The organism is Aquisphaera insulae, assembly GCF_011064615.1.
Classification (GTDB): domain Bacteria; phylum Planctomycetota; class Planctomycetia; order Isosphaerales; family Isosphaeraceae; genus Aquisphaera; species Aquisphaera insulae.
This window is the reverse complement of record NZ_JAALJH010000051.1, coordinates 1-26,689: the sequence shown is the minus strand read 5'-3', so window position 1 is coordinate 26,689 and position 26,689 is coordinate 1. Positions and strand designations below refer to the sequence as shown.

General features: G+C 68.6%; 17 protein-coding genes. 13 read left to right on the top strand and 4 right to left on the bottom strand.

The features are described from left to right. Nucleotides 1-147 precede the first annotated feature (147 nt). Nucleotides 148-906, top strand: a complete 759-nt coding sequence (locus G6O54_RS23495) for a hypothetical protein (protein ID WP_165228672.1) — start codon at nucleotides 148-150, stop codon at nucleotides 904-906. A gap of 24 nt (nucleotides 907-930) precedes the next feature. Here G6O54_RS23495 and G6O54_RS23490 read toward each other — a convergent pair whose 3' ends face one another. The 3 genes from G6O54_RS23490 to G6O54_RS23480 all read right to left on the bottom strand — a co-directional run bounded on the left by G6O54_RS23490 (nucleotide 931) and on the right by G6O54_RS23480 (nucleotide 3,025). Further along, on the bottom strand, nucleotides 931-1,329 hold the full coding sequence (locus G6O54_RS23490) for a hypothetical protein (RefSeq protein WP_165228670.1): 399 nt from the start codon (nucleotides 1,327-1,329) through the stop codon (nucleotides 931-933). Between the two features lie 125 nt (nucleotides 1,330-1,454). Next, nucleotides 1,455-1,793, bottom strand: a complete 339-nt coding sequence (locus tag G6O54_RS23485) for a hypothetical protein (RefSeq protein ID WP_165228668.1) — start codon at nucleotides 1,791-1,793, stop codon at nucleotides 1,455-1,457. A gap of 218 nt (nucleotides 1,794-2,011) precedes the next feature. Continuing rightward, nucleotides 2,012-3,025 (bottom strand): sugar phosphate isomerase/epimerase family protein, encoded by a 1,014-nt coding sequence (locus tag G6O54_RS23480; protein WP_165228666.1) that lies wholly within the window; start codon nucleotides 3,023-3,025, stop codon nucleotides 2,012-2,014. Nucleotides 3,026-3,355: 330 nt separating this feature from the next. Between G6O54_RS23480 and G6O54_RS23475 the strand changes: the two genes are divergently transcribed. From G6O54_RS23475 to G6O54_RS23420, 12 genes are all read left to right on the top strand, one after another. Then, nucleotides 3,356-4,048 (top strand): HAD family hydrolase, encoded by a 693-nt coding sequence (locus G6O54_RS23475; protein ID WP_165228664.1) that lies wholly within the window; start codon nucleotides 3,356-3,358, stop codon nucleotides 4,046-4,048. An 89-nt stretch (nucleotides 4,049-4,137) separates the two neighbouring features. After that, complete coding sequence (locus G6O54_RS23470; protein WP_165228662.1) at nucleotides 4,138-5,745, top strand: sensor histidine kinase; 1,608 nt, start codon at nucleotides 4,138-4,140, stop codon at nucleotides 5,743-5,745. A gap of 384 nt (nucleotides 5,746-6,129) precedes the next feature. Then, nucleotides 6,130-6,693, top strand: a complete 564-nt coding sequence (locus G6O54_RS23465; protein WP_165228660.1) for a sigma-70 family RNA polymerase sigma factor — start codon at nucleotides 6,130-6,132, stop codon at nucleotides 6,691-6,693. Between the two features lie 45 nt (nucleotides 6,694-6,738). After that, nucleotides 6,739-9,639, top strand: coding sequence for a serine/threonine-protein kinase (locus tag G6O54_RS23460; RefSeq protein WP_165228658.1), 2,901 nt, complete (start codon nucleotides 6,739-6,741; stop codon nucleotides 9,637-9,639). A gap of 125 nt (nucleotides 9,640-9,764) precedes the next feature. Further along, nucleotides 9,765-10,721 (top strand): hypothetical protein, encoded by a 957-nt coding sequence (locus tag G6O54_RS23455; RefSeq protein WP_165228656.1) that lies wholly within the window; start codon nucleotides 9,765-9,767, stop codon nucleotides 10,719-10,721. A gap of 244 nt (nucleotides 10,722-10,965) precedes the next feature. Further along, nucleotides 10,966-11,919, top strand: coding sequence for a hypothetical protein (locus tag G6O54_RS23450; RefSeq protein ID WP_165228654.1), 954 nt, complete (start codon nucleotides 10,966-10,968; stop codon nucleotides 11,917-11,919). 229 nt (nucleotides 11,920-12,148) lie between these two features. Next, nucleotides 12,149-14,113, top strand: a complete 1,965-nt coding sequence (locus G6O54_RS38555) for a tetratricopeptide repeat protein (RefSeq protein ID WP_261357717.1) — start codon at nucleotides 12,149-12,151, stop codon at nucleotides 14,111-14,113. Between the two features lie 92 nt (nucleotides 14,114-14,205). Next, entirely contained in the window at nucleotides 14,206-17,157 is a 2,952-nt protein-coding gene (galB, locus tag G6O54_RS23440; protein WP_165228650.1) for a beta-galactosidase GalB, read from the top strand. A 117-nt stretch (nucleotides 17,158-17,274) separates the two neighbouring features. Continuing rightward, nucleotides 17,275-18,165: a hypothetical protein gene (locus G6O54_RS23435; RefSeq protein WP_165228648.1), complete on the top strand. Its 891-nt coding sequence runs from the start codon at nucleotides 17,275-17,277 to the stop codon at nucleotides 18,163-18,165. A gap of 189 nt (nucleotides 18,166-18,354) precedes the next feature. Then, nucleotides 18,355-20,283, top strand: coding sequence for a hypothetical protein (locus tag G6O54_RS23430; protein WP_165228646.1), 1,929 nt, complete (start codon nucleotides 18,355-18,357; stop codon nucleotides 20,281-20,283). A gap of 102 nt (nucleotides 20,284-20,385) precedes the next feature. Continuing rightward, nucleotides 20,386-20,934, top strand: a complete 549-nt coding sequence (locus tag G6O54_RS23425; RefSeq protein ID WP_165228644.1) for a sigma-70 family RNA polymerase sigma factor — start codon at nucleotides 20,386-20,388, stop codon at nucleotides 20,932-20,934. Nucleotides 20,935-20,949: 15 nt separating this feature from the next. Continuing rightward, nucleotides 20,950-24,378 carry a protein kinase domain-containing protein gene (locus tag G6O54_RS23420; RefSeq protein WP_165228642.1) on the top strand — a complete coding sequence of 1,143 codons (3,429 nt, stop codon included), beginning with the start codon at nucleotides 20,950-20,952 and terminating at the stop codon, nucleotides 24,376-24,378. A 307-nt stretch (nucleotides 24,379-24,685) separates the two neighbouring features. On the opposite strand, the gene G6O54_RS23415 is transcribed toward G6O54_RS23420, so the two are convergent. Beyond that, nucleotides 24,686-26,050 (bottom strand): retropepsin-like aspartic protease, encoded by a 1,365-nt coding sequence (locus G6O54_RS23415; protein WP_165228640.1) that lies wholly within the window; start codon nucleotides 26,048-26,050, stop codon nucleotides 24,686-24,688. Nucleotides 26,051-26,689 lie beyond the last annotated feature (639 nt).

The following is a 26,689-nucleotide window of genomic DNA, read 5'->3' as shown; positions in this document are numbered from 1 at the left end:
AAGCGGGGGATGCCGCGGGGCTGCTTGCTTGCGTCTCGACCTCGTGCTCCCGGCTCCGCACCGATCCCCCACCATGAAGCCGCCTTTCGTGCGGTTCCTACCACGATGATATCCGTGAAAGACGATTCGCACCCCGCTCCCGAACCGTTGCCGATCGTCGTCAGGCTGAATGTCGACCGGGTGAGCGCCATCGCTCGCCTTGTGCTGGCGGCCTTGATGGCGGTTGGACTCCTCGGGGCTGTGGCCTTGCCCTTCCAGGATCTCGTCATGGGGACACCCGGTCCCAGGGCACGTGGTGAATACAGCGTAACGGCTATCTGCGGTGTCCTTGTTTCCTTCGTCGCCGGCATCGTCTGGCTGGGCTGCCTGCCAGCGTCCAGGACCGTCGATGAGCGTGGATTGACGTTCGACGGGCCCTTCGGTCGGCGAAGTTGTGAATGGGGCGACATCCGGCGCATCATCCCGAGCCGGGCAGGTTACTCGTTCCAGGGACCAGGTCGGTTCCGTTTCTTCCTGATGTGGGACAGTATCCCCAGCGAGCGTCGCGAGGCTGCCCGGGCCGGGGTTGAGGCGATCCTCCGCGAGCATTTCGACATCCCCTCTCGCCCCTCAGTGAGCGTTCCCCGTGCCCTGGCCTCGATGTTTGCGGACATCGCCATCACCTTCGGACCGGTCATTGCGTACTACTTGTTCTGGATCCGCCTGCTGACGCACTCTCCCCGGACGATCCTTGGATCGGACTGGGCAAGTCGCTTGCACGCCTGGAGCCCGGGGGCGTTTCCCGTGGTCCTGACGACGCTTCTCCTCGGCCCCGGGATAATCTACCCCGCGATCGGGGCTTACCTCTTGGCCCGCAAGCAGGCCAGGGAGACTCAGATCTTGCCGAGGCGGCCGCGAGGGGAATGAACCGGTCGATTTAGCTCGCTCAGGTCAGGGCTCCTGACGGGTGACAGCGAGGGAATGGGTGATCGCCTCTCTCAGCAGCTTGATGAAGAGGACGCCGGCCGGGGCTTGCAAGAGCAGGAGGGGATGGAATGTCCAGTCCAGGGGTGAAACGACCCGGCCATCCGCTTCCCAGGGATATTCGCAGTTGTCGGGTCGCCTGCCGTCTCGCCTCATGGCGGGGCTGAGAAGCTCGATCTCGATGGCAAGATGTCGGAAGCACGTCAGGATGTTCCGATATTTCGGCGACCGCGTACCCGACGCATCCAGCAGTCGTTCGAGGATGATCGGAAGTGTTTTCCTGATATAACCGTGCGTCGATTGAACCGACTCCGGGGGGCTTCCGCCCCGGATCAGGTGGGACTTGCACAGCTTCTCGCTAGCCATCTGAAGCATCAGCAATCGGTGACAATCCGAAGCGACGGCCTTCGGATGCAATCCATACAGTTCCCACCCTCGGAGGTCCGCATCGGCCTGACGGGCAAATGCGTCGGCCCAGGCCTCGGACAGTGTCAGGGGCATGGTGCGGCCGTCTCTCGGGGTATCAACTTTCCGATCTGCCAACCATTTGGAAGAGCCAGTTCCTGCGTCAGAATCTGGTCAAATTCCTCGGGCGTCACCTCAATGATAATCGTGGGATGGTGAATACCGATTCCTGGTGCCGGTCCGAAGCCGATGGGGAGGATGCCGGAGGCGGAGGTCAGGTCATTGACTTCCAGCAGCTTGATCGGCTCCGAGGAAAGGGCTTCCAGCTCCGGAGTGGCGAGTACTCGAAAGACCTGGATCAGCCCAAGATCGATGTCATAATGCTTCCTGGCCAGGGTGGCCGCTTCTTCGTCCTTCGTCGGCATCGGCATGTCCTCCAAAGAACGCAGTCCGCAGTGCATCTACCCGATCGCAGGATTTGCCTATTATCCCGCCGGATCGCCAAGGGTCCAGGTTGGACCAGAGTGAGGCGGGGATCGCAACGAGTGTCGTCGCTCGAGACGTCCAACCCGTGAACAGCCTCCCCGGCTTCATCGGAAGCCGGGGAGTGCAAGCCTTCACGCCGGGGACGCTGCCGGCGCTCTCACTTCTTCGCCTGCCCCTCGGCGAACGCGGAATCGAAGAGGCGGCCGGCGGACTTGAAGCCCATCCGCTCCTTGACGAAGCGGGCGGCCTCGGCGGCGCCGTACTCGCGGTCCATGCCGGGGTCTTCCCACTCGACGGAGAGGGGCCCGGCGTAGCCGATCTCATTGAGCGTGCGGGCGATCGCGTCGAAGTCGACCTGGCCGCGGCCGGGCGAGCGGAAGTCCCAGCCCCGGCGGGGGTCGCCGAAGTTGATGTGCGAGCCGAGGATGCCGCTCTTGCCGTTGAGGGTCCGGGCGGCGTCCTTGACGTGGACGTGGTAGATCCGGTCGGGGAAGGCGCGGATGAACTCGACCGAGTCCACCATCTGCCAGAGGAGGTGGCTGGGGTCGAAATTGAAGCCGAATTCGGGGCGATGGTTCAGGGCCTTGAGGGCCATCTCGGCGGAGTAGAGGTCGAAGGCGATCTCGGTCGGATGGACCTCCAGGCCGAACCGGACGCCGCACTCCTTGAACACGTCGAGGATCGGGTTCCAGCGGTCGGCCAGGTCCTTGAAGCCGGCTTCGATCATGGCATCGGAGACGGGCGGGAACGAATAGAGGAGGTGCCAGATGGAGGAGCCGGTGAAGCCGTTGGCCACCTTGACCCCCAGCTTCTGGGCGGCGCGGGCGGTGTCCATCATCTCCTTCGCGGCCCGCTGGCGGACGCCCTCGGGCTTGCCGTCGCCCCAGACGTGCTCGGGGAGGATCAGCTTGTGCCGCTCATCGATGAGGTCGCAGACGGCCTGTCCGACCAGGTGATTGGAGATCGCCCAGACCTTGAGCCCGTACTTGCCCAGGAGGTCGTGGCGGCCCTTGCAGTAGGACTCGTCGCTGAGGGCCTTCTGCACGTTGAAGTGATCGCCCCAGCACGGCAGCTCGATGCCGTCATAGCCCCACTGGCTGGCCTTCTTGCAGATCTCCTCGAGGGGCAGGTCGGCCCACTGGCCGGTGAAGAGGGTCACGGGACGTGACATGGTGCGATCTCCCGGGTTTGCTGGTCTCTCGAAATCGATCGTCGTGCGGACCGCGCCAGGTCCGAATCCGGTTCGGCCGATCGGCCCTCCGGATCCCCGGCGCCCGCCTCGGGGCGGACCCGCACGCCACCGCGGCGATGCGGCCTGGAATCCGCAACATTAGGGCGTAACTTAAGCGTTGTCAAGGATTTGGCGGGCCGCTCGCCACGACCCGGGACGTCCGCCTGAGCGGTCCGATTGCAACCCCCGTGGCCGGGGCGGGACCTTTGGTATAATCAGGTGTCGTCGCCACGCCCCGGGGGCGGGGCCTGCACTTGCAGAAGGGTCAAAATGCCGCCGCTTGCCGTACTCTTCGACTTCGACGGGGTGATCGCGGACACGGAAAACCATCACGTCGCGGCCTGGCAGCGGACGCTCGCCGCGCTCGGATGGATGGTCCCCGACGCGATCGCGGCCCGCGCCGCGGAGGTGGACGACCGAGAATTCCTCCGGACCCTCTTCGCGGAAGCCGGGATCGAGGATGCGGACCTCGAAGGCTGGCTGGGGCGAAAGGCCGCACTGACCAGGGTCCTGCTCCGGAATTCTCCCCGCGTCTACGCCGGGGTCCACGAGCTCATCGGCCGACTCAAGGGGCGGGCGAAGACCGGGGTCGTGACCGGAACGTCGCGAGAGAACGTCGAGGTCGTCCTGGAGTCCGCCGGGCTCGCCGACGCATTCGACGTCATCGTGTCGAAGGAGGATGTCCAGTCGGCCAAGCCGGATCCGGAAGGCTATGCGCTCGCGGTCCGACAGCTCGGCATCAAGCCCACGCAGGCCGCGGCGTTCGAGGATTCTCCTTCGGGCCTGGCGTCGGCCCGGGAGGCGGGGCTCACCTGCCTGGCGATCGGGCATCGACGCGAGTTCGGCCCCTGGGTCGGGGATTCCGTCTACTTCACGGGGCTCGAACCGGTCGCCGGGATCCTCCGCTTCCTGGGCTGGGAGGACGGCGCCTCAGGCAACAAGGGGAGGTCGTCGGCGGGCTGACGAGGCGATCTCGGAGGCACGGGCGGCGGCCGCGGACCGACCGAGGGACGAGGTTGATCCCCGATGGAAATTCAGAAAGGCAGACATCGTTGATTCCGCCCCCCGACGCGTACACCCACGGCGCGGAGATCCCGTCGGCCCGGGAGACCTCGGCGGGGCCGATCCCGGTGGGCGGTATCCCTGCCTGGCTGCCGGCCTTGCTGGCGACCCTCTCCGAAGCGGTCGTGATCACGGACGAGGCGGGGGACGTGATCCTCCTGAACCGGGCCGCGACGGAGCTTTCCGGCTGGGCCCGCCACGAGGCCATCGGCCACCCCATCGCGGAAATCCTGGAGGTCCATGGTCACGCGCCCGAGCCGGGCAAGAGTTGCGGACTGGAGCACTGCGACCAGTGCCGGCCGTTCTCGCCGAGCCCTACCGAGCGCGTCCTGATCCGTCGCGGCGGCCATCGCCTCAAGGTGGAGGCGACGTGCACGCCGGTCGCCGATGACCGCGGCGTCGTCTCCGCGCGGGTGATCGTGCTCCGCGACCTGAGCGAGCGGGTGCAACGCCTCGAGGAGATCGGCCAGCTCAACCTCCAGCTCACGCGTCGAGTCCGGCAGCTCCAGACGGTGCTGGACACCGCGCCCGTCGGGATCCTCGTCGCCGAGGACTCCGAATGCCTGAGCGTGACATGCAACCGGGCGATGGCGGAGATGCTCGGGATCGAGCCGGGCGAGGATGTCGTTCGCGCCTACGAACGCGCCGAGGTCCCTCCCTTCCGCATCTTCCGGCATGGGATCGAGGTGGATCCGCCGGGGGCACCGCTGCTTCGAGCCGCCCGGGAGGAGGGGGACGTCCTGGGGGAGATCTACCAGGTGGTGCGGGCCGACGGGAGCTGCCTCAGCACGCTGCTCAATGCCATGCCCGTGAGGGATGAGGCCGGCACGCCCCAGGGGGTCGTGGGGGTCGTCGTGGACATCACCGCGCTCCAGGAGGCCAAGGACGCCCTGGCCCTGGCCAATCGCCGCAAGGACGAATTCCTGGCGATGCTCGGACACGAGCTCAGGAACCCGCTCGGAGCGATCGCCAGCGCGGCGGGGCTGCTGCGGGCCAGCCTCGATCCGGCCGATCGCGAATGGGCGACCGACGTCCTCGACCGCCAGACCAATCACCTCACGCGTCTCGTCGACGACCTCCTCGACGCGTCCCGGCTCACCCTGGGGAAGGTCTCGCTCCAGCGGACGGAGGTCGACGTCGTCGAGTGCGTCATGAAGGCGGCCCAGGCCGTCAGGCCGCTCGTCGAGGAGCGGGGGCAGACCCTGGAAGTGATCGCGCCGCCCCGCCCGTCACCGGTCTTCGCCGACCCGGTGCGGCTGGAACAGGTCATCGTCAATCTGCTCTCGAACGCCTCCAAGTTCACGCCGGAACGGGGCAAGATCCGGCTCCACGGAGGCGCGGTCGGGCGGGACATCGTCATCTCGATCCGCGACAACGGCGTGGGGATCCCCCCCGACCGGATCGACGCGATGTTCGAGCTGTTCGCGCAGGGCGAGCGGACGCTCGCGCGATCCGATGGGGGGCTCGGGATCGGCCTGACCCTGGCCAAGACCCTGATCGAGATGCACGGGGGCGGCCTGGACGCCCGGAGCGACGGGCCGGGTCAGGGTTCCGAATTCACGGTCCGCCTCCCCGGCCTCGATCGGACCGAGTTCTGAGGCCGAAGAAGATGTCCTCGCCGCCGCTCTTGCGAAAAATCGCCGTCGCGATGCGTATCTGTCGTCGATCTGGCGCCCTTGATGGCATGACGCGAACAGCTCGGCGGCCTTCGGCGCGCCCTTCGGGCTGGTTATGGTTTAGACTTTATCGAACAATATCCCAGTTTTCCAGCCTTACCCGGAGGTTTGGTTAGGCCCCCTCGTCTGTCATCGCCTGGCTCGTGGATTTCGACCCAAATATCTCGTAGAGTATGCCCCGGAACAGAAATCAACTCGGGCCGTTGCGGTTAGTGTAGGACTGGTGGCGTCCCTGAGCACTCGCGAGGAATTCGCGCGCCCAGGATCGGGCCGATTGTCGGCTAATCTCCCGAAAGGAGGACGATCGTGGCGGAACCGAACCAGCTCTCGCGGCCCGATCCGGCGCTCTTCCGCAATTACCTGCGGATCCTGGCCGACGCCCATCTGGGCGGCGGTGGGGGGCGGATCGACCCCTCCGACGTCGTCCAGCAGACGCTCCTGGACGCCCATCGCGGCCTCGCCGGATTCCGAGGCGGGACCGAGGCCGAGATGGTGGCCTGGCTGCGCCGATTGCTGGCCTGCAATCTGATGGACGCGCAGCGGGAGCGGCGGCGGGCCAAGCGCGACACGAGACGAGAGGTCTCGCTGGAGCGGGCGCTCGCCGAGTCGTCCTCGAGGATCGCGTCCTTCCTGGCCGCCGATCAGACGTCACCCTCCCGGCGGGCGGAGAGGAACGAATCGGAGCGCGAGCTCGCGGACGCGCTCGCCCGCCTGCCCCAGGCGAATCGCCTGGCGCTGACGCTGAGACACTTCGAGGGCAAGTCGCTCGCCGAGATCGCGGAGCTGATGGGGCGCACCCCGGCGGCCGTGGCGGGGCTGATCAAGCGGGGGCTCGCCGACCTGAGGCGGGGCTGGTCGGTTGAAGGGTGAACCGGACGGCGGATCCAGGCCGACCCATCACGAGGGGCGATGCTCATGTCGTCTTCCGAAGCCGAGGATTCCGCGGGCCGCGAGGCTCGGCTGGACGGGATCATCGCGGACTACCTGGCCGCGGAGGATCGCGGCCAACCTCCCGCGGCCGAAGACCTGATTGCCGGGCATCCGGAGTTCGCCCAGGAGCTGTCGGCCTTCTTCATCGCGCAGGCGCGGCTCAGGCGCCTCGCCCGACGGTCCAGGGGCGCGGACAGGGCGCCGGAGCCCGCGGAGACGATCTCCGGGAGCGATCTGGGGACGACGGCCGTCAGGGGGGACGATGAGCCCGACCCGATGACGACCGAGGTGGACGATCCACCCGAGGCGGAGGATCCGTCCGCGGCCGAGCCCGATCCCGCGTTCCCCGACGGTTCACGCGTCCGCTACTTCGGCGACTTCATCCTCATCGAGGTGCTGGGTCGGGGGGGCATGGGCATCGTCTACCGGGCCCGGCAGGTCAGCCTGGATCGGCAGGTCGCCCTCAAGATGATCCGGGCCGATCGACTGGCCGGGACGGCCGATCTCCGCCGCTTCCGGAACGAGGTCGAGGTGGTCTCCCGGCTCGATCACCCGAATCTGCTGCCGGTCCTCGAGTTCGGCCAGCATGCCGGCCAGCGCTATTTCACCATGCCCCTGGTCGCGGGGGGGAGCCTGGCCGACCACCTGGAGGGCTATGTCGACGACCTCCGGGACGCCGCGGAGACGCTGGCGGCCGTGGCCGATGCGGTGCAGCACGCCCATGAACGGGGCATCCTCCACCGCGACCTGAAGCCGGGGAATGTCCTGCTGGACGCGGAAGGCCGTCCCCACGTGAGCGACTTCGGCCTGGCCAGGCGGCTCGACGTGGAGCCGGGGCTGACCCAGGACGGGGCGATCCTGGGCACCCCGGCGTACATGTCGCCCGAGCAGGCTTCCGGCCTCCGCGAGGCGGTGACGACCGCGGCCGACGTCTACGGGCTGGGCGCGATCCTCTATGCCATGATCACCGGCCGGCCGCCCCACCAGGGCGACTCGACCGCGGACCTGCTCCGCCGCGTCCGCGATGTCGCCCCGGAGCCTCCCTCGCGGCTCAACCCCCGGATCGACGGGCGGCTCGAGAACGTCTGCCTGAAATGCCTCGAGAAGGAGCCTCGTCGCCGCTACGCCTCGGCGGCCGCCCTGGCCGCGGACCTGAGGCGCTGGCTCCGCGGCGAGCCCGTCGAGGCGCGGCCCGCCGGCCCGGCCGTCCGCCTTTTCCTCTGGTGTCGCCGCCGTCCGGCGCAGGCGACGCTCGCCGGGTTGCTTGCCGCCTCGCTGCTCTTGGGCTCCGTCGCGGTCTTCTGGCAGTGGCGCCAGGCCGAGGGCGAGCGGTGGACGAATCGATCGATCGACGCGTTCTTCCGGCAGACCTTCCTCGGCTACAAGCAGCCGCTCGACTACGCGTACCGCCGGCAGATGACGGTGGAGGAGCTCTTCGACCAGGCCGCCACCAAGCTCGAGACCTCGTTCGAGGGCCCGCCCGCGGTGGAGGCCGGGATCCGCGAGGCGGTCGGCAGCACGTACCGCGCGCTGGGACGATTCGACAAGGCGGAGCCGCATCTCCGCCGCTGCCTGCGGCTCCGCCAGGAGTTCCTCGGGGCGGACGACAGCACGCGGCTCGGCACGGAGGCGGAGCTCGCCTCGCTGCTGACCGCCCTGGGCCGGCTGGACGAGGCCGGTCCGCTGGCGACCCACTCGGCCGAGAGGCTCACCGCCGTCCTCGGCCCCAGCCACCCCTCGACCCTCGACGCTCTGGCGGCGGAGGCGGAGTGGCTCCACGCCCGGGGTCGGCTCGAGGAGGCCGAGGCCTCGTACCGGCGGCAACTGTCGCAGAACGAGCTGGTGCGGGGGGCCGAGGACGACGGCACGCTCGGCGTCGTGAGCGGCCTGGCCCTGGTGATCCAGCAGCGCGGCGGCGCCGCCCTGGCGGAGCCGCTCCACCGACGGGTCGTCGAATCGCTCCGCCGACGGCTCCGTCCCGATCACCCCCGCCTGCTGGCGGCGCTCAATGCCCTGGGCGGGAACCTGATCCTCCAGTCCAAGCTGGGCGACGCCGAGTCGGTCCTCACGGAGGCCCTGGAGGCGAGCCGCAGGAACGCCGGGATAGGGCATCCGGACACGCTCCGGATCCAGACCAACCTCGCCGCCCTCCAGTTCAGGCAGAACAGGTTCGACGACGCCGAGCGGACCATCCGGGCCGCCCTGGCCGCCCAGGCCCGGGTGCTGCCGGACGACCATCCGGAGGTCCTGGCCAACCTCAACACGCTGGCGAGCGTGCTGGTCCGTCGCATGGACTGGGCCGGGGCCGAGGCGATCTTCCGGAAGATCCTCCTCGCCCGCGAGTCCACGGTCGGCGGCGACCATTCCGATACGGCGGCGGCCAAGGTCCAGCTCGGAGAATCCCTGATCGAGCTGGGGAAGGCGTCGGAGGCGGTCCCCCTGCTGGCCACGGCCCTGGACGTCTACCGGACCCGGCTCTCCGCCGCCGGCCAGGGAGACGGCCCCGCCGCCGAGGAGGACGCCCGTCGCGCCGCATCCGAGATCGGTCGCGTCCTGACCTTCTACGGCTCGGCCCTCCTCGGCGCCGGCGAGCCCGCCAGGGCGGAGCCGGTCCTGGGCGAGGCCGTCCAGGCGAGGCGGAGCGCGCTCCCGGAACAGGACTGGCGACTGGCGAACTCCGAGAGTCTCCACGGCGAGTCGTTCCTCGCCCTCAAGAGATACTCGGAAGCCGAGCCGATCCTGGTCCACAGCTACGGGATCCTCTCCCGAGCCCCCGACGCGGTCCGACTTCGGGTCGAGCAGGCGCGGCGGCGACTCGTCCGGCTCTACGACGAATGGGGCAAGCCCGACCAGGCCGCGAAGTATCGCCCCGCGGCCCCACCATGACGATCTTCGTGCCGGCGGCTGAGCGTGAGGCACTCCGGGGCCGGCAGGCCATCCTTGCCGTTGCGTCGTCTGACTTCCTGTTTGTCGAAAAGGTCGCTCCACACTCCTGAATGAGATCCACAACCATGGCGAAGAAAATCCTCAGCACGGGAGTCGATGACCAGGGCAATCCGCTGGCCGGCGGTGCCCCTGATCCTCACTGGAGGATCGTGCTCGGTCCGCCCGGCTTCCACGCGAAGCGGGCCGTCGTCCTCTCGAATCCGCCGAACACCTATTTCGCGTCGAACGGCTCTCGCTGGATCTGGCTGGATTCGGCCGGCACCGCCGGCGAAACGAGCGTTCCCTATGTCTTCCGGCTCGAGTTTGAGCTGTCCAGGTCCGGCTATTGCGCCACGGTCCTGAATGTCAGCGAATGGGGCGTTGATAACAATGGCTCCGTCCTGCTCAATGGACAGCCCACCGGGAAGTCACTGGGCGGCAATGCCCAGACGAATTTCACCAGCCCTTCGAGCTTCAAGCTCAAGAGCGGATTCCTTCCGGGCCGAAACACGCTCGATTTCGTGGTCGTGAATTCGGGGGGCCCGGCCGGCCTGAACGTGCATTTCTCGGCGACGGAGAAGCTCAGGGACGACATCCCGACGGTCCATCGGGTGCTCCGCGGGGGAACTGCCGCGTTCGCGATGAAAAGGGTCGAGAAACCGAACGAGGGCTGCGCCCACTCTGACGTGACGATCCCGCTCCCGGCCAACTTCGAGCTGAATTCCCCGGCGACGGCCGCGATCACGGTCGAGGTCGTCAATCTGGACGACGCCGAGCAGCCCCGCTTGCCGACGTCCTCCTGGGGGCCGCTGGAATGCCCTTCGCCGGTCTATCGCTTCATGACTCAGGTGCTCGGGCTCTACCAGAATTCCCCGGGCTGCCCGTGGAACGTGATGGTGCGGGTCTGGGGTCATGACCATGCCCTCCCCTCGGACGATCGATCCGTCGAATCGCGAGACCGGGCAGCCTGGCCGCCCAACTCCGGCGTGGTGGTTGTCGTGGACTCGGGGGGCGGCAGGGACGACAAATGCGACATCGCCTGAACCGGAGCCTGGCTGAGGGTTGGCGAGAGCTCGTGTCCCGATTCCGTTCCCATCCGGCTCCATGACGCATGGGGCAAGCCCGACCAGGCCGCGAAGTATCGCCCCGCGGCCCCCTCGTAACGTCCTCCCGCCGGTGGTCCGACGGGTGAGGCACCCGGCCTTGGATCCCATCGAGGGGGTCGCCTCCACGGATTGCGTGTCCCCAGGGATGGTCATTCCCCACTCCCGAGAGAGGTCTTCGACCATGACGCAGATCCCCATATCCAGCACCGGAGTTGATGCCGCGGGCGCACCCCTGGCTCCCGGTTCCGTCGATCCCCATTGGAAGGTCTCCGGCCCCCACATCGTCCATCCGCAGAACGCCTATGTCCTCACGGACCAGAAATCGGAAACCTACTTCCAGACCGAGCATTCCCGGTGGATCTGGCTCGATGCGAGCGGCACTGCCGGGGAGGTGGGCGAATCCTATACGTTTCGACTCACCTTCGACCTGACCGAGTATGATCCCGAAACAGTGATCCTGAAAGTGGTCATCTGGGGGGTCGACAACAACGCGACCGTGGTCCTCAATTGCAGCGACACGGACCAATCGCTGGACGGCGATGCGGCCACCAACTACACCGTCGGCTCGACCTTCAGGATTACCGAAGGTCTCATGCAGGGCCTCAACTACCTGGATTTTCGGGTCAAGAACTCGGGTGGTCCGGCCGGACTCAACGTCGAGCTCTCCTTGACGGGGGAACCGATACCGGACGAGCTGCGGGGCGTCAGTCACAGCAGCAGCTCTACGACAGGATATACGTATCGCAAGGTGCCCAAATTTGCCCCCGGCTGGGACCACATCGACTTCTCGGTCCCGGTGCCAGATGAAGTGGATATCCTCGACCCGAAGCAAACCAGCATCACCCTCCAGATCGTCAGCCTCATCCCGGACGAGTCGCCACCGACCTTGCCGGTCTCTAACGATGGCCCCTTCTCTTCGTCCGATCCCGCCAATCTCTTCATGACGCAGGTCTTGGGGCTCTACTGGGACTCGGTGAATGGTTCCTGGAGGGTGATGGTCCGAGTCTGGGGATACGGAGGGACACTCTTTGCATCACCAACTGCCAAAGAACGCCTTGCGTCAACCTCGGCCACCTTTCCACCCAACACGGGGGTGGTGGTTGGGGTGGGATCCGGGAGTGGGGTCGATCATTAGGTACATATGCATCCTGGATGCCAGGACATGAGACGGCAGGGAAGCCAGGTGGGGATAATCTGCCGGGTGCAGGACCGGCCGACCTCAGTCCGGGTCGGTCCTGCCGGCCGGCGACTATTTTCACGCCCACCTTGTCGACTCGAGGTCGGCCCGCGAACAATCCCCTTGGTGACGGCATAGCCTATTAATAGAGAGTCGCATCCGGTCGCCCCACCGAGGAGAGCCCGACATGTCCTGGACATCCCGCATCGCCGTGATCGTCGGACTATCCCTGGTGCTCTGTCACGGACTGAATCCCGAGACGCTGGCCCAGCGCGGCGGACGTGGGGGGGGAGGTGGGTTCCGAGGAGGAGGAGGCGGCGGATTCCGGGGAGGCGGCGGCGGCGGATTCCGTGGCGGATCGATGGGCGGATTCCGCGGGGGATCGATGGGTGGGTTCCGCGGTGCGCCGAGCATGGGCGGATTCCGCGGCGCTCCGAATATGGGTGGATTCCGCGGTGCGCCGAACATGGGCGGATTCCGCGGCGCTCCGAATATGGGTGGATTCCGCGGTGCCCCCGGCATGGGGGCGAATCGCGGGATGGCCAACCTCGGGGGCATGCGCGGGATGCCGGGCGGCGGGGCGGTTCGCGGGATGCCCGGCGGGATGGCCGGACGCGCCGGGGGGGCCTTTCCCAGGGGCGGCGCCGCGATGGGTCGCGGGCCCGGGGGCGACATGGCGTTCGGGAACCGGAACCCTGCGCTCGCGGGCTACCGAGGGCTGAACGGTGGCAACCTGGGCCCGGGTCGCGGCGGTGCGGGCGGACTCGCCGGCTCGAACCGCAATTTCGTGGGCATGGGGGGGCGAAACCCGTACATGAACAACGCCAGGTTGAACGGCGGCCTTGCTGGGGCACGCTTCCCGGGCGGCATCAATAACCGTGGTTTCGGCGGATGGAATGGCGCCGGTGTCGGGATGAACCGCGGCATGGGCTGGAACCGCGGCATGGGCTGGGGTGGCGGTTGGAATCGAGGCTGGGGTGGCGGCTGGAATCGAGGCTGGGGATGGAACCGCGGGTGGGGCTGGGGCGGCATGGGTTGGGGTGGCGGCTGGGGCTGGGGCGGCGGCTGGGGATGGGGTGGCGGCTGGGGATGGCCGGGCTGGGGGCTGGGCGGCTGGGGACTTGGGATGGGCCTGGGGATGGGGCTGGGCTGGGGCCTGTCGTCCTGGATGTGGGGGCCTGCGCTCTATGACTGGGGTTACACGACCTACGCGAACCCGTATTTCCTCAGCCAGCCGGCCGTGATCGTGCAGGAAACACCGGTCTTCGATTACTCGCAGCCGATCAGTCCGCCGGCGGCGGCCCCCGCGCAGACCGTGATCGACCAGGAGACCTCGCTCTTTGACCAGGCACGCGACGCGTTCAAGTCGGGGAATTACAGCTCCGCCCTGAACCTTGCGGACCAGGCGTTGAAGGTCCTCCCCAACGATCCCTCGCTGCACGAGTTCCGGGCACTGACGCTCTTCGCCCTGGGGCGATTCGACGAGGCCGCCACGACCATCTACGCGGTCCTATCCACCGGACCGGGGTGGGACTGGGCCACGCTGATCGGGCTCTACCCCTCGGTGGACGTTTACACCCAGCAGCTCCGGGCCCTGGAGGCTGCCATTCGCGCGAATCCACAGTCGGCCGCGGACCGGTTCCTGCTGGCCTATCACTATCTTTCCCAGGAGCACGTCGAGGCCGCGGTCCAGCAGCTCCGGGAGGTCGTTCGCCTTGAGCCCAAGGACACGATCTCCAGCCAGTTGCTCCAGCAGTTGACCAAGCAGGCCGCCGGGGCGAATCCGGCCGCGACCCCGCCCGCGCCGGCGATCGGGCCGGGGGCGCCGGCTACGGCTCCCGCGGCCCCCGCCGGGAAGGAGGGGAAGCTCGAAGGGACATGGACGGCCCAGCCGGCCGCGGACACGACCATCACGCTCCGGCTGACGAACGACGGCCATTTCTCCTGGGGCGTCGCCTCGCAGGGGAAGAATCGAGAGTTCCAGGGGGAGCGGACGTACGGCAATGGAATCCTGACGCTGGTCCAGAAGGGGAAGGACGACCAGCCACCGCTGGTCGGGCACCTCACCTGGACCGACGAGGATCATTTCCAGTTCAAGCTGATGGCGGGACCCCCCGATGACCCTGGTTTGAGCTTCCGCCGCACGCCGTGATCGAGGGAGACCGGCGGATTGTTGACGACCCTGGGCAGGAGTAGGATCCGGGAACGGTCCCGGCCCTGCGCCCGCCCAGGAGTGATCTGTCCATGCGCCTCTCTCCCTTTTCGTGGTTGTGTGTCGTCTCGTCGTTGCTGCTGGTTACCACGTCGGCATTCGCCGAGAATGCCCGCGAGCGGACGTCCTTCAACGAGGGCTGGACGTTCGCCCGGTTCGGCCCCATGCCCGACGGGTCGACTCGGCTCGAGCCGGGGGCGCCGAGGAAGACCATCCACGCCTCGGCGTCGAGCGAGGAGTCGGGCAAGGGGAACACCGCGGACCTGGCGGTGGACGGCGACCCGAACACGCGATGGTGCGCCGCGGGCGGGGGGACGAGGGAATGGCTGACGCTCGACCTGGGTGAGACGGGTCCGGCCCGCTCCGTCGAGATCGATTGGGAGTTCCCGGATCTCGACTACGCGTTCGAAATCGCGGGAGTCGTGGGGAACCAGGTCGTCGACGTCCTTGCTCCTGGGTGCCGCAGCAAGGGTGCGGCGAAGCGGATCGAGCTCTCTCAGGCCGCTCGGCGGCTCAGGATCCGGCCCACCTCCCTGCCGAACGGCAAGTGGGCGAGCATCCGCGAAGTGCGGCTCTTCGACTCCGCCGGCAAGCTCATCCCCAACGCCGACCTTCCGGCGGGCGAGGCTCCATCCGTCGCCACGTTTCGCGAATCCGACTGGCGGACGCTCTCGGTCCCCCACGACTGGGGCATCGAGGGCCCGTTCCGCGACGACCTGCCGGGCGACACCGGCAAGCTCCCCTGGAAGGCGATCGGCTGGTATCGCAAGCACTTCACCGTCCCCGCCGGCGACCAGGGCAAGCGGGTCTTCATCGACTTCGACGGCGCGATGGCCAACTCCCGGGTCTGGCTCAACGGCCAGGAGGTCGGCGGCTGGCCGTACGGCTACCAGCCCTTCCGCCTCGAGCTCACGAAACACCTGAAATACGGCGCGGAGAACGTCCTGGCCGTTCGGCTGGACACCGTCAACTGGGGCTCGCGGTGGTATCCCGGCGCGGGGCTCTATCGCAACGTCTGGCTCGTGAAGACGTCGCCCGTCCATGTCGGCCACTGGGGCGTCTTCGCCACGACGCCGGGGCTGACGGACGACCGCGGGGCCGTGAACCTGGCCGTGACCGTCGACAACCAGGGGATGGAGGCGACCACGGCCGCCGTCCGCGCGGAGATCCTCGAGATCGGCCCCGACGGCAGCCCCGGCCGCGAGGTTGCCCGGACCGAGACCGTCGCCACGAACCTGTTCAACGGCCAGTCCGGCACGGTGAACCTGAAGACAACGGTGGAGCATCCGCGCCGATGGGACCTCGACCAGCCCACCCTTTATCTCGCCCGCGTGATCGTCGAGCAGGGGGGCAAGCCGGTCGACGTCTACGACCAGCCGTTCGGTTTCCGCACGATTGAGTTCACCCCGCGCGACGGCGTGAAACTGAACGGTCGGAAGGTCTTCCTGAAGGGGACGTGCAATCACCACGACCTCGGACCCCTCGGCGCGGCGCTCAACGTCTCCGCCCTGGCGCGGCAGCTCACGATCCTCAAGGAGATGGGGGACAACGCGCTGCGGACCTCGCACAATCCCCCCGCGCCGGAGCTGCTGGACCTGGCCGATCGGATGGGGTTCCTCGTCATGGTCGAGGCGTTCGATTGCTGGAAGGAGGGGAAGACGGCGGGCGACTACAGCCGGATCTTCGACGCCTGGCACGAGCGCGACCTCCAGGCGATGGTGCGGCGCGAGCGGAACCACCCGAGCGTGGCCTTCTGGAGCATCGGCAACGAGATCGCCGAGCAGGACGGTCCACAGCTCGCGAAACCGCTCCGCGACATCGTCCATGCCGAGGACTCGACGCGTCCGGTCACGGCCGGCTGCAACCAGCCGAAGGCCGGGACCAACGGCTTCCAGGCCGCCGTGGACGTCTTCGGCCTGAACTACAACCTCGGGGCCTACAGGCCGATCCTCGACTTCCCGGCCAACGCCGAGAAGCCGATCTACACCTCGGAGTCATCCTCGTGCGTCAGCTCGCGCGGTGAGTATTTCTTCCCGGTGAAGCGGGGCAAGGACTCGCAGGCCAACTTCCAGGTCTCGTCCTACGACGTGGACGCCCCGCCGTGGGCCCAGCCGCCGGACGAGGTCTTCGAGGCGCTCGACCGCAATCCCGCATTCTTCGGCGAGTTCGTCTGGACGGGCTTCGACTACATCGGCGAGCCCACGCCCTACAACTCGGACACGACCAACCTGCTCAACTTCTCCGACCCGGCCCGGAAGGCGGCGATGCGGAAGCAGCTCGAGGAGCTCGGCCGGCTCAGGGTCCCCTCGGCCAGCAGTTACTTCGGGATCGTGGACCTCTGCGGGTTCAAGAAGGACCGCTTCTACATCTACCAGGCCCGCTGGCGTCCCGATCACCCCATGGCCCACATCCTACCGCACTGGAACTGGCCGGAACGCGTCGGGCAGGTCACGCCCGTGCACGTCTACACGTCGGGCGACGAGGCGGAGCTTTTCCAGGACGGGACCTCGCTCGGCCGCAAGAAGCGCGGGGCGTTCGAGTACCGCCTGCGGTGGGACGACGTCACCTATCGGCCCGGCGCCCTCGAGGTCATCGCCTATCGCGATGGCAAGGAATGGGCCCGCGACCGCGTCTCGACGACGGGCGAGCCGGCCCGCCTGCAGATCGAGGCCGAGCCGGCCAGTCCATTCGCGGCCGGTCCGAGCCTGGCGTACCTGGACGTCGCCGTGACCGACCGCGAGGGTCGCACGGTCCCTCGTAGCCGGAACCTCGTCGAGTTCTCGGTCGATGGCCCCGGCGAGATCGTCGCCGTCGGCAACGGCGACGCCACCAGCCATGAGCCATTCCAGGCGACACGACGCTCGGCCTACAACGGCCTCTGCCAGGTCATCGTCCGGTCCGTCCCGGGTTCCTCGGGGAAAGTGACCGTCCGGGCCTCGTCCGAGGGACTGCAAGGCGCCGAGGTGTCGATCCAGGCCCGATAGAGCGTGTCGCAGACGCGAAGCGGCGTCTGCTGAAGGAGCCGGCTCCGTCCGGCGACCTGGCGAACCTCGGTCGTCCGGTCGCCGGCGGGCCGACTGCTTTCGCATTGAGGCCCATCGATGCACGAGTACGACAAGAGCAGCAAGTGGCTCATCGAGCATCACGGTAACGCCATCCTCTGGCTCGCCGGCATCCGCGACCTGGTCGAATGGCGCGCCTTGCAGGCCGAGCTCGTCCAGCCCCGCTTCCATCCCGACGCCTTCCTCGAAGCCCGCCGGACCGGCCAGGACAATGCCAGCCCCTACATCCTCGAGATGGCAACCTACGCCGAGCCCCGAGTCGCCGACCAGGCCGTCCGCGACGCCAGCCTCGTCTATCTCGATCGCGGCATCCTCCCCGAGGTCCTCGTCGTGATCCTCAGCCACAAGCGGCCCCGCCGGCCCGCCCATGCCGCCGACCTTCGCAGCGAACAGGGCTGGACCCGACTCCAGATGACCTGGCGGACGATCGAGCTGTGGAAGCTCCCCGCCGAGGAGTTGCTTGAAGCTGGCGACGTTGGACTCATCCCCTGGGTTCCGCTCTGCCACTTCGACGGGCCACCCGCCCCGATTTTTCGCCGCTGCCGGGAGCGGATCGACCGAGACGCCCTCCCGGAGGAGCGTGAGAACCTGCTGGTCGTCTCGCAAATCCTCGCCGGCCTGCGATACACTGACGAGAGGCTCTTCCAATTGTTCGGGGGACGAGAAGCCATGATCGAATCGCCGCTCCTCGAGAAGCTCAAGGTCGAGTGGTCCCGCGACGCCGCCCAGGTGGCCGCCCGCAAGTCCATCCTCGAGGTCCTCGAAGCCCGCTTCGGTCCGGGTGCCCTGGAGTTGCGACCGGATCTAGATGCCATCCACGATGCCGATACGCTGAGCGCACTCAACAGGGCCGCGGCGACCTGCACGAGCCTGAAGTCCTTCCGAGGCCATCTCGTCAAGGTCCGAGCAGGCGAAAAACACCGCCCCTAGGAGCCGGCTCCGTCCGGCGATCGGGGGTGCCTCGTCTGCGGTAATCCCCCGACACGGCCACCGGAAAATCCCCCCGCCGCGCTCCGATTCCCTCCCGGCCACGCCTCTACGGGTAGAAGATCGTTCCGCGACCACTCTCGGCGGCGCGTCCGCCGCCCTTGATGTGTCGCTCGCGATGGGGGGAGACCGATGATCGCGATCAAGAAACTGGCCTTGGGGACGGCCCTGGTGGCCGCGCTGGCGGCCCCGATGGTCCTGGTTCCGGCGGCCCGGCCGGCTGGATTCCGGGTCGAGGAAAAGGAGAAGGAGAAGGCCACCGGCCAGAAGCGGCCGGAGCCCGCGCCCGGTTCGGACCTCATCGTCCACGAGTGGGGCACCTTCCTCGCCATGAGCGGCTCCGACGGCACGTCGCTGGACGGCATGTACCACGAGGAGCACGCCCTGCCCCCCTTCGTGCATGCCCGGAGTCGAGACCAGCTTCGGATGCCGTCGATCTTCCTCAAGGGGGAGACGCCGGTGATCTACTTCTACACCGACACGCCCCAGCGGGTGCAGGTCGGCGTGAACTTCCCGAAGGGGGTCTGGACGCAGTGGTATCCCCAGGCCCAGCGCGTCGTGCCGTCGCTGGCGGAGCACGCCCAGCGCGGGGACAAGGTGGCCAACGGCCGGATCTGCTGGAACGTGGACGTCATCCCCCGAAAGATCGCGGAGGAGCTCCTCGAGCGACGGGATCCCGAGTCTCCCTCGCTCCCCGCAACATCCGAGGATTCCCTCTGGAACTTCGCCCGCAACGTGGACGCCGCCTATGTCCGGGCCCTGAATTCGGCGCGGACGCCCGCGGTTCCTGAATTCGAAAAGTATCTCTTCTACCGGGGACTTGGCGAGGCCCGCCTGCCCGTGAAGTTCGAGGAGAGCTCCGGCGGGCGGATCGCCGTCGAGAGCGTGCCCACCCTGGCCGAGGGCATCCGAGATGTCTTCATCGTCCGGGTCGAGAACGGCCGCGCGGCCTATCGACACCTGCCGTTGCTCGCACCGGGCACATCCGCGGCGGGCGTGATCCCCGCCATGACCGAGGCCCGGCCGCTCGACGAGTTCACCCGGTCGATCGCCGATGACCTGGCGGGGCGCCTGACCGCGGCGGGCCTGTACGAGAAGGAAGCCCGCGCGATGGTCAATACCTGGACCTCCAGCTACTTCCAGTCCGAAGGCATCCGCCTCCTCTTCGTGCTGCCCCAGGCCTGGACCGACGCGTTCATCCCGATGGGAATCACGCCGAGGCCGAAGCAGATCGTCCGGGTCATGGTCGGGCGGATCGAGCTCCTGTCCGCCGACCGCGAACGGAAGGCCGAGCTCGCTGTGGAGGATCTCACGAGCCCGGATGCGGCCCTCCGCGAGCGGGCGTTCCGGTTCCTGTCCGACCAGGGCCGCTACGCCGAGCCGGTCCTCCGACGCGTCCTGCGGACGACGAAGAGCGATCCCGTTCGCCAGGCGTGCCGGGCGCTGCTGAAGACCGAGCTGGTCACCGCGCTGCGATCGGCCGTGAATCACGCCGAGAGCGGACGGAAGTCCTCGCCGAACGCGCTGGAGGCGAGGGCCCAGCTCGCCCGCCTGCTCCGCGAGATCGGCCAGGACCAGGAGGCCCATTCCCACGGCGTGGCGATCCTCAACGAGCTGACCGCGAGGGCCACCAACGCACTCATCGAGGCCAACCTGGGCGAGATCGCCGCGCCCCCCGAGGAGATCCGGGCCGCGGCCCTGGAAGGGACGGGCGTCGATCGCTCCGCGGCCGCCGCGTATGAGGCCTGCATGCGGAAGCGATCGAGCGCCTATTGCGGCAAGCTCGAGCCGCAGAACGTGGCCTGGTTCCGCGACTGGTGGGTCGGCCGGGCCTACGCGCGATGCCTCCACCGGGCCGGGGCCGCGGAGGCGTCGATCGCATCGCTGGAGGAGCGGCTCTCGCCGGGAGGGCCGGCCATGAGCATCGCCGACGAACGGACCGCCCGGATGGAGCTGGCCTACATCCACGAGGAGCTCGGCCGGGCCGATCGCGTCGATCCGCTCTGGTCGTCGATCGAGGATCGGCCGGCCGTCGCGGTCCAGAACGCCAGCCCGCGATGATTGCCTGGGAAGCTCGGGGAGGGTGCATTACACTGGAACGCATCCTCGCTCATCTCAACCCGAAGGCGGCGGCCTTTCGTGATGCCCTCCAACCCCGAGCCCATGACGGCCGATGATCTCGAGCGGTTCCGGGCCTACCTGAACGTCCTGGCAAGGTCGCAGGTGGGCCCGGCGCTTCGCGATCGCCTGGACGTCTCCGGCGTGGTCCAGCAGACGCTCCTGGAGGCCTTTCGGGAGCTTTCCGTGGACCCGCGCGGGCGCACCCGGGAGGAGGCCGCCGCCTGGCTCCGGGCGATCCTCGGCCACAACCTGGCGGACGGGCTTCGCCGGCTCAGCACCCGGAAGCGCGACGTCCGCCGCGAGAGCCCGATCGGGGCCGGGCTCGACGAGTCGTCCTCGAGGCTGGCGGCTTGCCTCGCCGACGACGAGCCCTCGCCCAGCCGGAAGCTAATGCGGCACGAGCGGATGCTCGCCGTTGCCCGGGCCCTCGACATGCTGCCGGAGAACCAGCGGCGAGCCGTGGAGATGCATCATCTCCAGGGGCTCACGCTCGCCGAGATCGCCGAGGCCATCGGCACCACGCGGCCCGCCGTGGCCGGACTGCTCCATCGAGGGCTGAAGGCCCTGCGGGCGAACCTGGACGAGGATTGAGTCGCGGAGCCAGCCATGACGAGCGTCCCGGCCAGCCTGCCTGGCGATGAAATCGATCGGGAGCGAAGGCTCAACGAGGCGATCGCCGCCTACCTCGAGGCCCTCGAGCGGGGCGAGGAGCCCGACCGCGCGGCGATCATGGGCCGGGAGCCGGAGCTTGCCGCCGAGCTCGCGTCGTTTTTCGCCAATCTCGATCACCTGGATCGGCACGCGCCCGACGTCCTCCCCTTCCCGGCGAGCACGAGACACCTGACGCCGGGGAGCCCCGACACCCGCCGCCATCCGCCGATCGATGAGCCCCGACCAGCCCCGGGGACGATCCGCTATTTCGGAGATTACGAGCTCATCGATGTCATCGCCGAGGGCGGGATGGGGATCGTCTATCGCGCCAAACAGGTGAGCCTCAATCGGGTGATCGCGCTCAAGATGATCCGCGCCGGGCGGCTTGCGACCAGGGACGACCTGATGCGGTTCCGCCTCGAGGCGGAGGCCGCCGCCCGGCTGGACCACCCGAACATCGTCCCGATACACGAGATCGGCGAGCAGGAGGGGCATCACTACTTCAGCATGAAGCTAGTCGAGGGGGCGAGCCTGGCCGCGTGGATGGGCCGTTTCCGGGGCGAGCCCCGGGCCGCGGCGAAGCTGGTGGCGGACATCGCGCGGGCCGTCCACTACGCGCATCGGCACGGGATCCTCCACCGCGACCTGAAGCCGGCCAATGTCCTGCTGGCAGGCCGGGCCTCGGACTCGCCCGCGCAGTGGACGCCGGTCGTGGCCGACTTCGGGCTGGCAAAGTCCATGGTCGACGAGGGGGCGGCCGGGCTGACCACGACCGGGTCGGTCGTCGGGACGCCCGGATACATGGCGCCCGAGCAGGCCGAAGGGAAGAGCCGTACGGTCACCACCGCGGCGGATGTCCATGCGCTGGGGGCCATCCTGTTCGAGCTCCTGGCGGGCCGGCCGCCGTTCCGCGGGGAGTCGGTGATGGCGACGCTCCGGCTCGTCCGGGAGCAGGACGCACCGCGGCTGAGGACGATCGACCCGCGGATCCCCCGCGACCTCGAGACCATCGCCGCGGCCTGCCTGGAGAAGTCGCCCGGGGACCGTTATCCCTCGGCGGAGGCACTCGCCGAGGACCTGGAGCACTGGCTTGCGGACCGGCCGATCCGCGCCCGCAGGGCCTCTCTCCCGGAGCGGATCGCGCGCTGGACTCGCCGCAGGCCCGCGGTCGCCGCGTCGCTGGCGCTGACGGCGATCGCCTCGCTCGCCATCATCCTGGCGGTCCGGGGGCAGGCGGCGGCCGACCGGGCGGAGCGCGATCGTCAGTCCGAGGCATCGCGCCGGATTCAGGCCGAAGCGGGGCTGGGCCAGGCGGCCAGGGCCTCGGCCTCCGAGCTCATCGCCGCGGCGGAGCGGGCCTGGGAGCAGGACGACCCGATCCGCGCCGATGCGATCCTCGACCATTGCCCCGGTCCGCTGCGGAACTGGGAATGGCGGCACCTTCGGCGGCGATTCCACTCCGAGCTGGCCACGCTCCGGGGGCACAACGGGTTTCTTTGCAGCACCTCGTTCAAGCCCGATGGGACGCAGGTGACCTGCGTCGGAGAGCCCGCGGGCCTCTTCCTCTGGGACGCGCAGGCCGGCCGCGCCATCCGGCGGATTCCCGGGCATGACGGCACCAGCTACGGGCTGGCGTTCGATCGGTCGGGGACACGGCTCGCCGTCGCCCGCGCGGCCGGGTCGGTGGGCGTCTACGACCTCGCCGACGGCTCCACGATCGCCGTCCTGAACGGCCACACGGGGTGGGCCGCCGGCGTCGCCTTCTCCGACGACGGGACCCGGCTGGCTTCCTCGGGCGAGGATGGCACGGTCCGTCTCTGGAACCTCATGCTCGGTCCGGCCGCCTCGATCGCCCCGGATCGGGTCTTTCGGGGCCATGAAGGGCCGGTCCTCGGTGTCGCGTTCAGTCCGGATGGGAAGAGCCTCGCCTCGGCGGGACAGGACGGGACGGTTCGAATCTGGAGCGTGGACGGCGCGGGGGAGGGCTCGACGACGGTCTTCCGCGGCCACTCCGGCGTCGTCCGGGCCGTGGCCTTCCATCCCCGGGATCCGGTCGTCGCCTCGGCCGGAGAGGATCGGAGGGTGCGGGTCTGGGACGCGAAAACCGGGGCCGAGCGGCTCTCTTTCGACGGTTTCGGCAACCGCGTGGACGGCCTGGTGTTCAGCCCGGACGGGCTCCGGATCGCCACCGGGTGCCTGGATCGAAGCGTCCGGATCTGGGACGCGCGCACAGGCGCGCCCCTCGCCAGCTTCCATGGCCATGCCGCTCCCGTTTTCAGCGTCCGGTTCAGCCCCGACGGCCGGCGCCTCGCCTCGGCCAGCCAGGACGCCTGCATCAAGGTCTGGGACCTCGAGAACGAGCCGGGCGAGCGGGTGCTGTCGCCGTCACCGTTCGCCGCGTCGGGATCGGAAGCCCCGAGCTGGGTGGGGGGCCTCGCCTTTCATCCCTCGGGATCGACGCTGGCCGTCGGCGGATCGAAGCGATCGCTGGCCGTCTGGGACCTGAATACCGGCGCGGTCCGCCGCGAGCCGCCGTCCGGCTGGTACGCCACGCTGGCCGTCCGGTACAGCCCGGACGGGCGCCTCCTCGCCATCGCCGGGACCGACCGCCGGCTGCGGCTCCGTGACGCGGCGACCCTCGAGGAGATCGCGGCCGTGGACGAGCCGGAGGAGGGCATCGCGAGCCTGGCCTTCGACCCGACCGGCTCGATCCTGGCCACCGGCGGCGGCGATCCGCTCCGGGTCGTCCAGGCGCCTTCGGGGAAGATGCCCGCGGCGGACGGCCGACCCCGCTCGATCGCCGTCCGCGACGCCGCGACGGGCTCGACGCTTCGGTCGCTCACCGGTCCGATCGGCTCGATCCATGCCCTGGCCTTCACCCGCAAGGGAGACCGCCTCCTTTCCGCCGGCAGCGACGGCCTGATCCGCGTCTGGGACCACGTCGGCGGCCAGCTCGTCCGCACGCTGGGGCCGGCGAAGGACGCCCAACCGATCCACGCCCTGGCGATCCGCCCCGACGATCGGGTCGTCGCCGCGGCCGGGGCCGAAGGCACGGTCGAGCTCTGGGACCTGGACGCCGGGCTGCACCTTCAAACCCTCGCCGGCCACACGAACTGGATCCTGGCCCTGGCTTACCTTCCCGACGGCTCGCGGCTGGCCTCCGCGGGGGGCGACCGCGTGATCCGGGTCTGGGACCCGGAGACCGGTCGCGAGGTCCTTGCATTGAAGGGCCATCGCGACCGGATCCATGGCCTGGAATTCAGCCCGGACGGCCGCAGGCTCGGCTCAGCCTCGGCCGATGGTGTGGTTCGGGTCTGGGAGACGGACGAGCTGGACGCTTCGCCGACCTCGACGCCCGAGCGTGAGGTTTCGAGAAATCCGTAGAAAAGAGGATTGCCGGATCGCCTTCGCACGCACTACACGTCGGAAAGGGACGAATCGGGTGCGAGGGCGATCCCATGGCGAATCCCGGAAGCGGATCTCTGAATCGGAGCCTCGAGGCGATTTTCTCGGGGCAGGGGTTGGCCTCGCTCCCTCCGAATCGTGAGCCAGAAGGATCCTCGATCGTTCGGTGGGACGAGGTCATCGTACTTCGGACGAGGGTCGAATCCCTCGAGAAGAAGCTCGACGAGGTCCTGAAAGTATTGGCCGAACGTCTCCGCTGACTCGCAGCCCAGTCCGCCGGCCTCGCTCAATTCGGCGCCGGTTCGGCCCCGTCCGAGGAGCCGGCCGGGGTCGCCGCCTTCGGCGTCGCCGGCTTCTTCCCGCGGAGGGTCGGCCGGGACGGTCGGGCCGGCTTGCGGCCCTTCGTGGTGCCCTTGCCGGTGGCGGGAGCCGTCGCGGACGGCTCGGAGCCGAACTCGGTGCCGGATCCGGCGACGGCCTTGTTCTCGGCGTCGGTCTCGGTCTGGAGCCGCTTCAGGCTGAGCCGGCCGGCATCGGGGCGGAAGTCGACGTTGAAGTGCTTGAAGAAGCTCTGGCCGAGGAGCGGATCCACGTCCCCCTTGTCCTCGGGCATCACGGCGCATTCGACGTTGGCGACCGAGAACTTGCCCACCCGGATCGAGGGAATCGTCTGGATCTTGGTCTGGATCTCGGTCCCGTCGGCCGTCTTGAGGGTGACCGGCTGATCGGTCGGCAGCGGCTTGACGCCGATCTTCTGGGCGAGCTTCGCCGAGATCGTGGTGAGTCCCGCGCCGGTGTCGAACACCATCTTGGTGGGGACCTTGTTCAGGTTGGCGTAGAGGTGATAGACGCCGCTCTCCTTGTGCAGCGTGATCGAGTCGCTCTGCACCGAGCCCTCGGCCTTCTCGAGCTGCTTGATCGCCTCGAGCAGGGGCTTGGACGGGCCGAGCCGGTGCTTCGACTTGGTGGACGCGGAGATGGCCTCCAGCGCCTGGTTGACCTCCGGCTTCTTCGCCAGTTCGGAGTACTTGCTCAGGAGCGCATCCACCGACTTGCGGAGGTCGTAGACCGACTGCATGTATTTCTCGCGGGCCTCGGAGACCTCGGCGTTGAGCAGCAGGGCGGGGTCCTGGTCGCGGTTCCTGTCCTTATCCCGGTCCTCGCGCTCGAGCTGGTTGAGCCGGTTGTTCAACTGGTTGAGGGCGCCCACCACCTGGTTGCGCTCGTTGTTGAGCTGGTCCCTCTGGGCGTCGTAGAGCGGGTTCCCGCCGGGCGTCTGGGCAAGCTGCTGATCGTACTGGGTCACCTGCTGTTGAAGGAGGCTGCTCTGCTCGCGGAGCTGGCCCATCTCCATCTTCTGGCGTCCGGCCTCGGCCGCGACCTGCTGCTGGTTCATCATCCCCTGGGCGACCCTGCGATACAGGTCGCGGGCGTCCCGGATGTCCTTGAGGACCGACGTCTCGTCGCTCAGGATCCAGGTCGTGCCGGTTCGCTTGAGCAACAGGCCCTTGAGGGTCTCTTCCGGGCTGCCCTGGGCGGCCGCGGGCTGGTCCGGCGCGGGCGTGGCCTTCGGCTCCTGGGCCGCGGCGGAGGCGGCGATTCCCAGCGAAACGAGGATCGCGAACCGAGTGACGGAACGACTGTCGATCATCGCCGACGCTCCCGCGACAGATCCTTGAGCATGATCGGACCAGGCCGAGGTGGACGCCCGACCCGGAGTCCTCCCCATAACTCTATTCCACGACCGGGCCCGAGGAAAGGGAAAGATCGATCGGGCCGATGCATCGCCCCCGCGAGCAAGCGACTGGGTGGCTCCCCATGGGCTCCGCAAGCAAAGGGGTGGCTGTGGAGGAGCGAAGCGACCCCACGGCCCGCAAGCCATCGCCTCCCCGCAACCCAGGCTCACGGGCCGTCGGGTGGCCGGGCACCGCCCCGGTTGTTGCGGAGGAGCGAAGCGACCCCACGGCTTGCGCGCCGTGGACCCGACTCCTGGCAGCGAATGGATCGCTCGATCGGGGCCGGGGGGACGGCCTGGGGGGAAAGCAGATGCCCGCGAGCCGTGGGGTCGCTTCGCTCCTCCACAGCCACCCATTGGCTTGTTCGCGGTAGGTGATTGATGACTTCCGACAGCACGTCGGTGTCGAGCTTGGCTTCAATTCCCGGGGGTGATCCGCCATGACTCCTCACGCCGGCTCTTCCTCGTCGCCGCGACGATGGCGTCCAGTTCGTCGGCCGCGGCCGGCATCGAACCCAGTAGTGGGTCAACGTTGGTATCGGCGGGTGTCTTCGA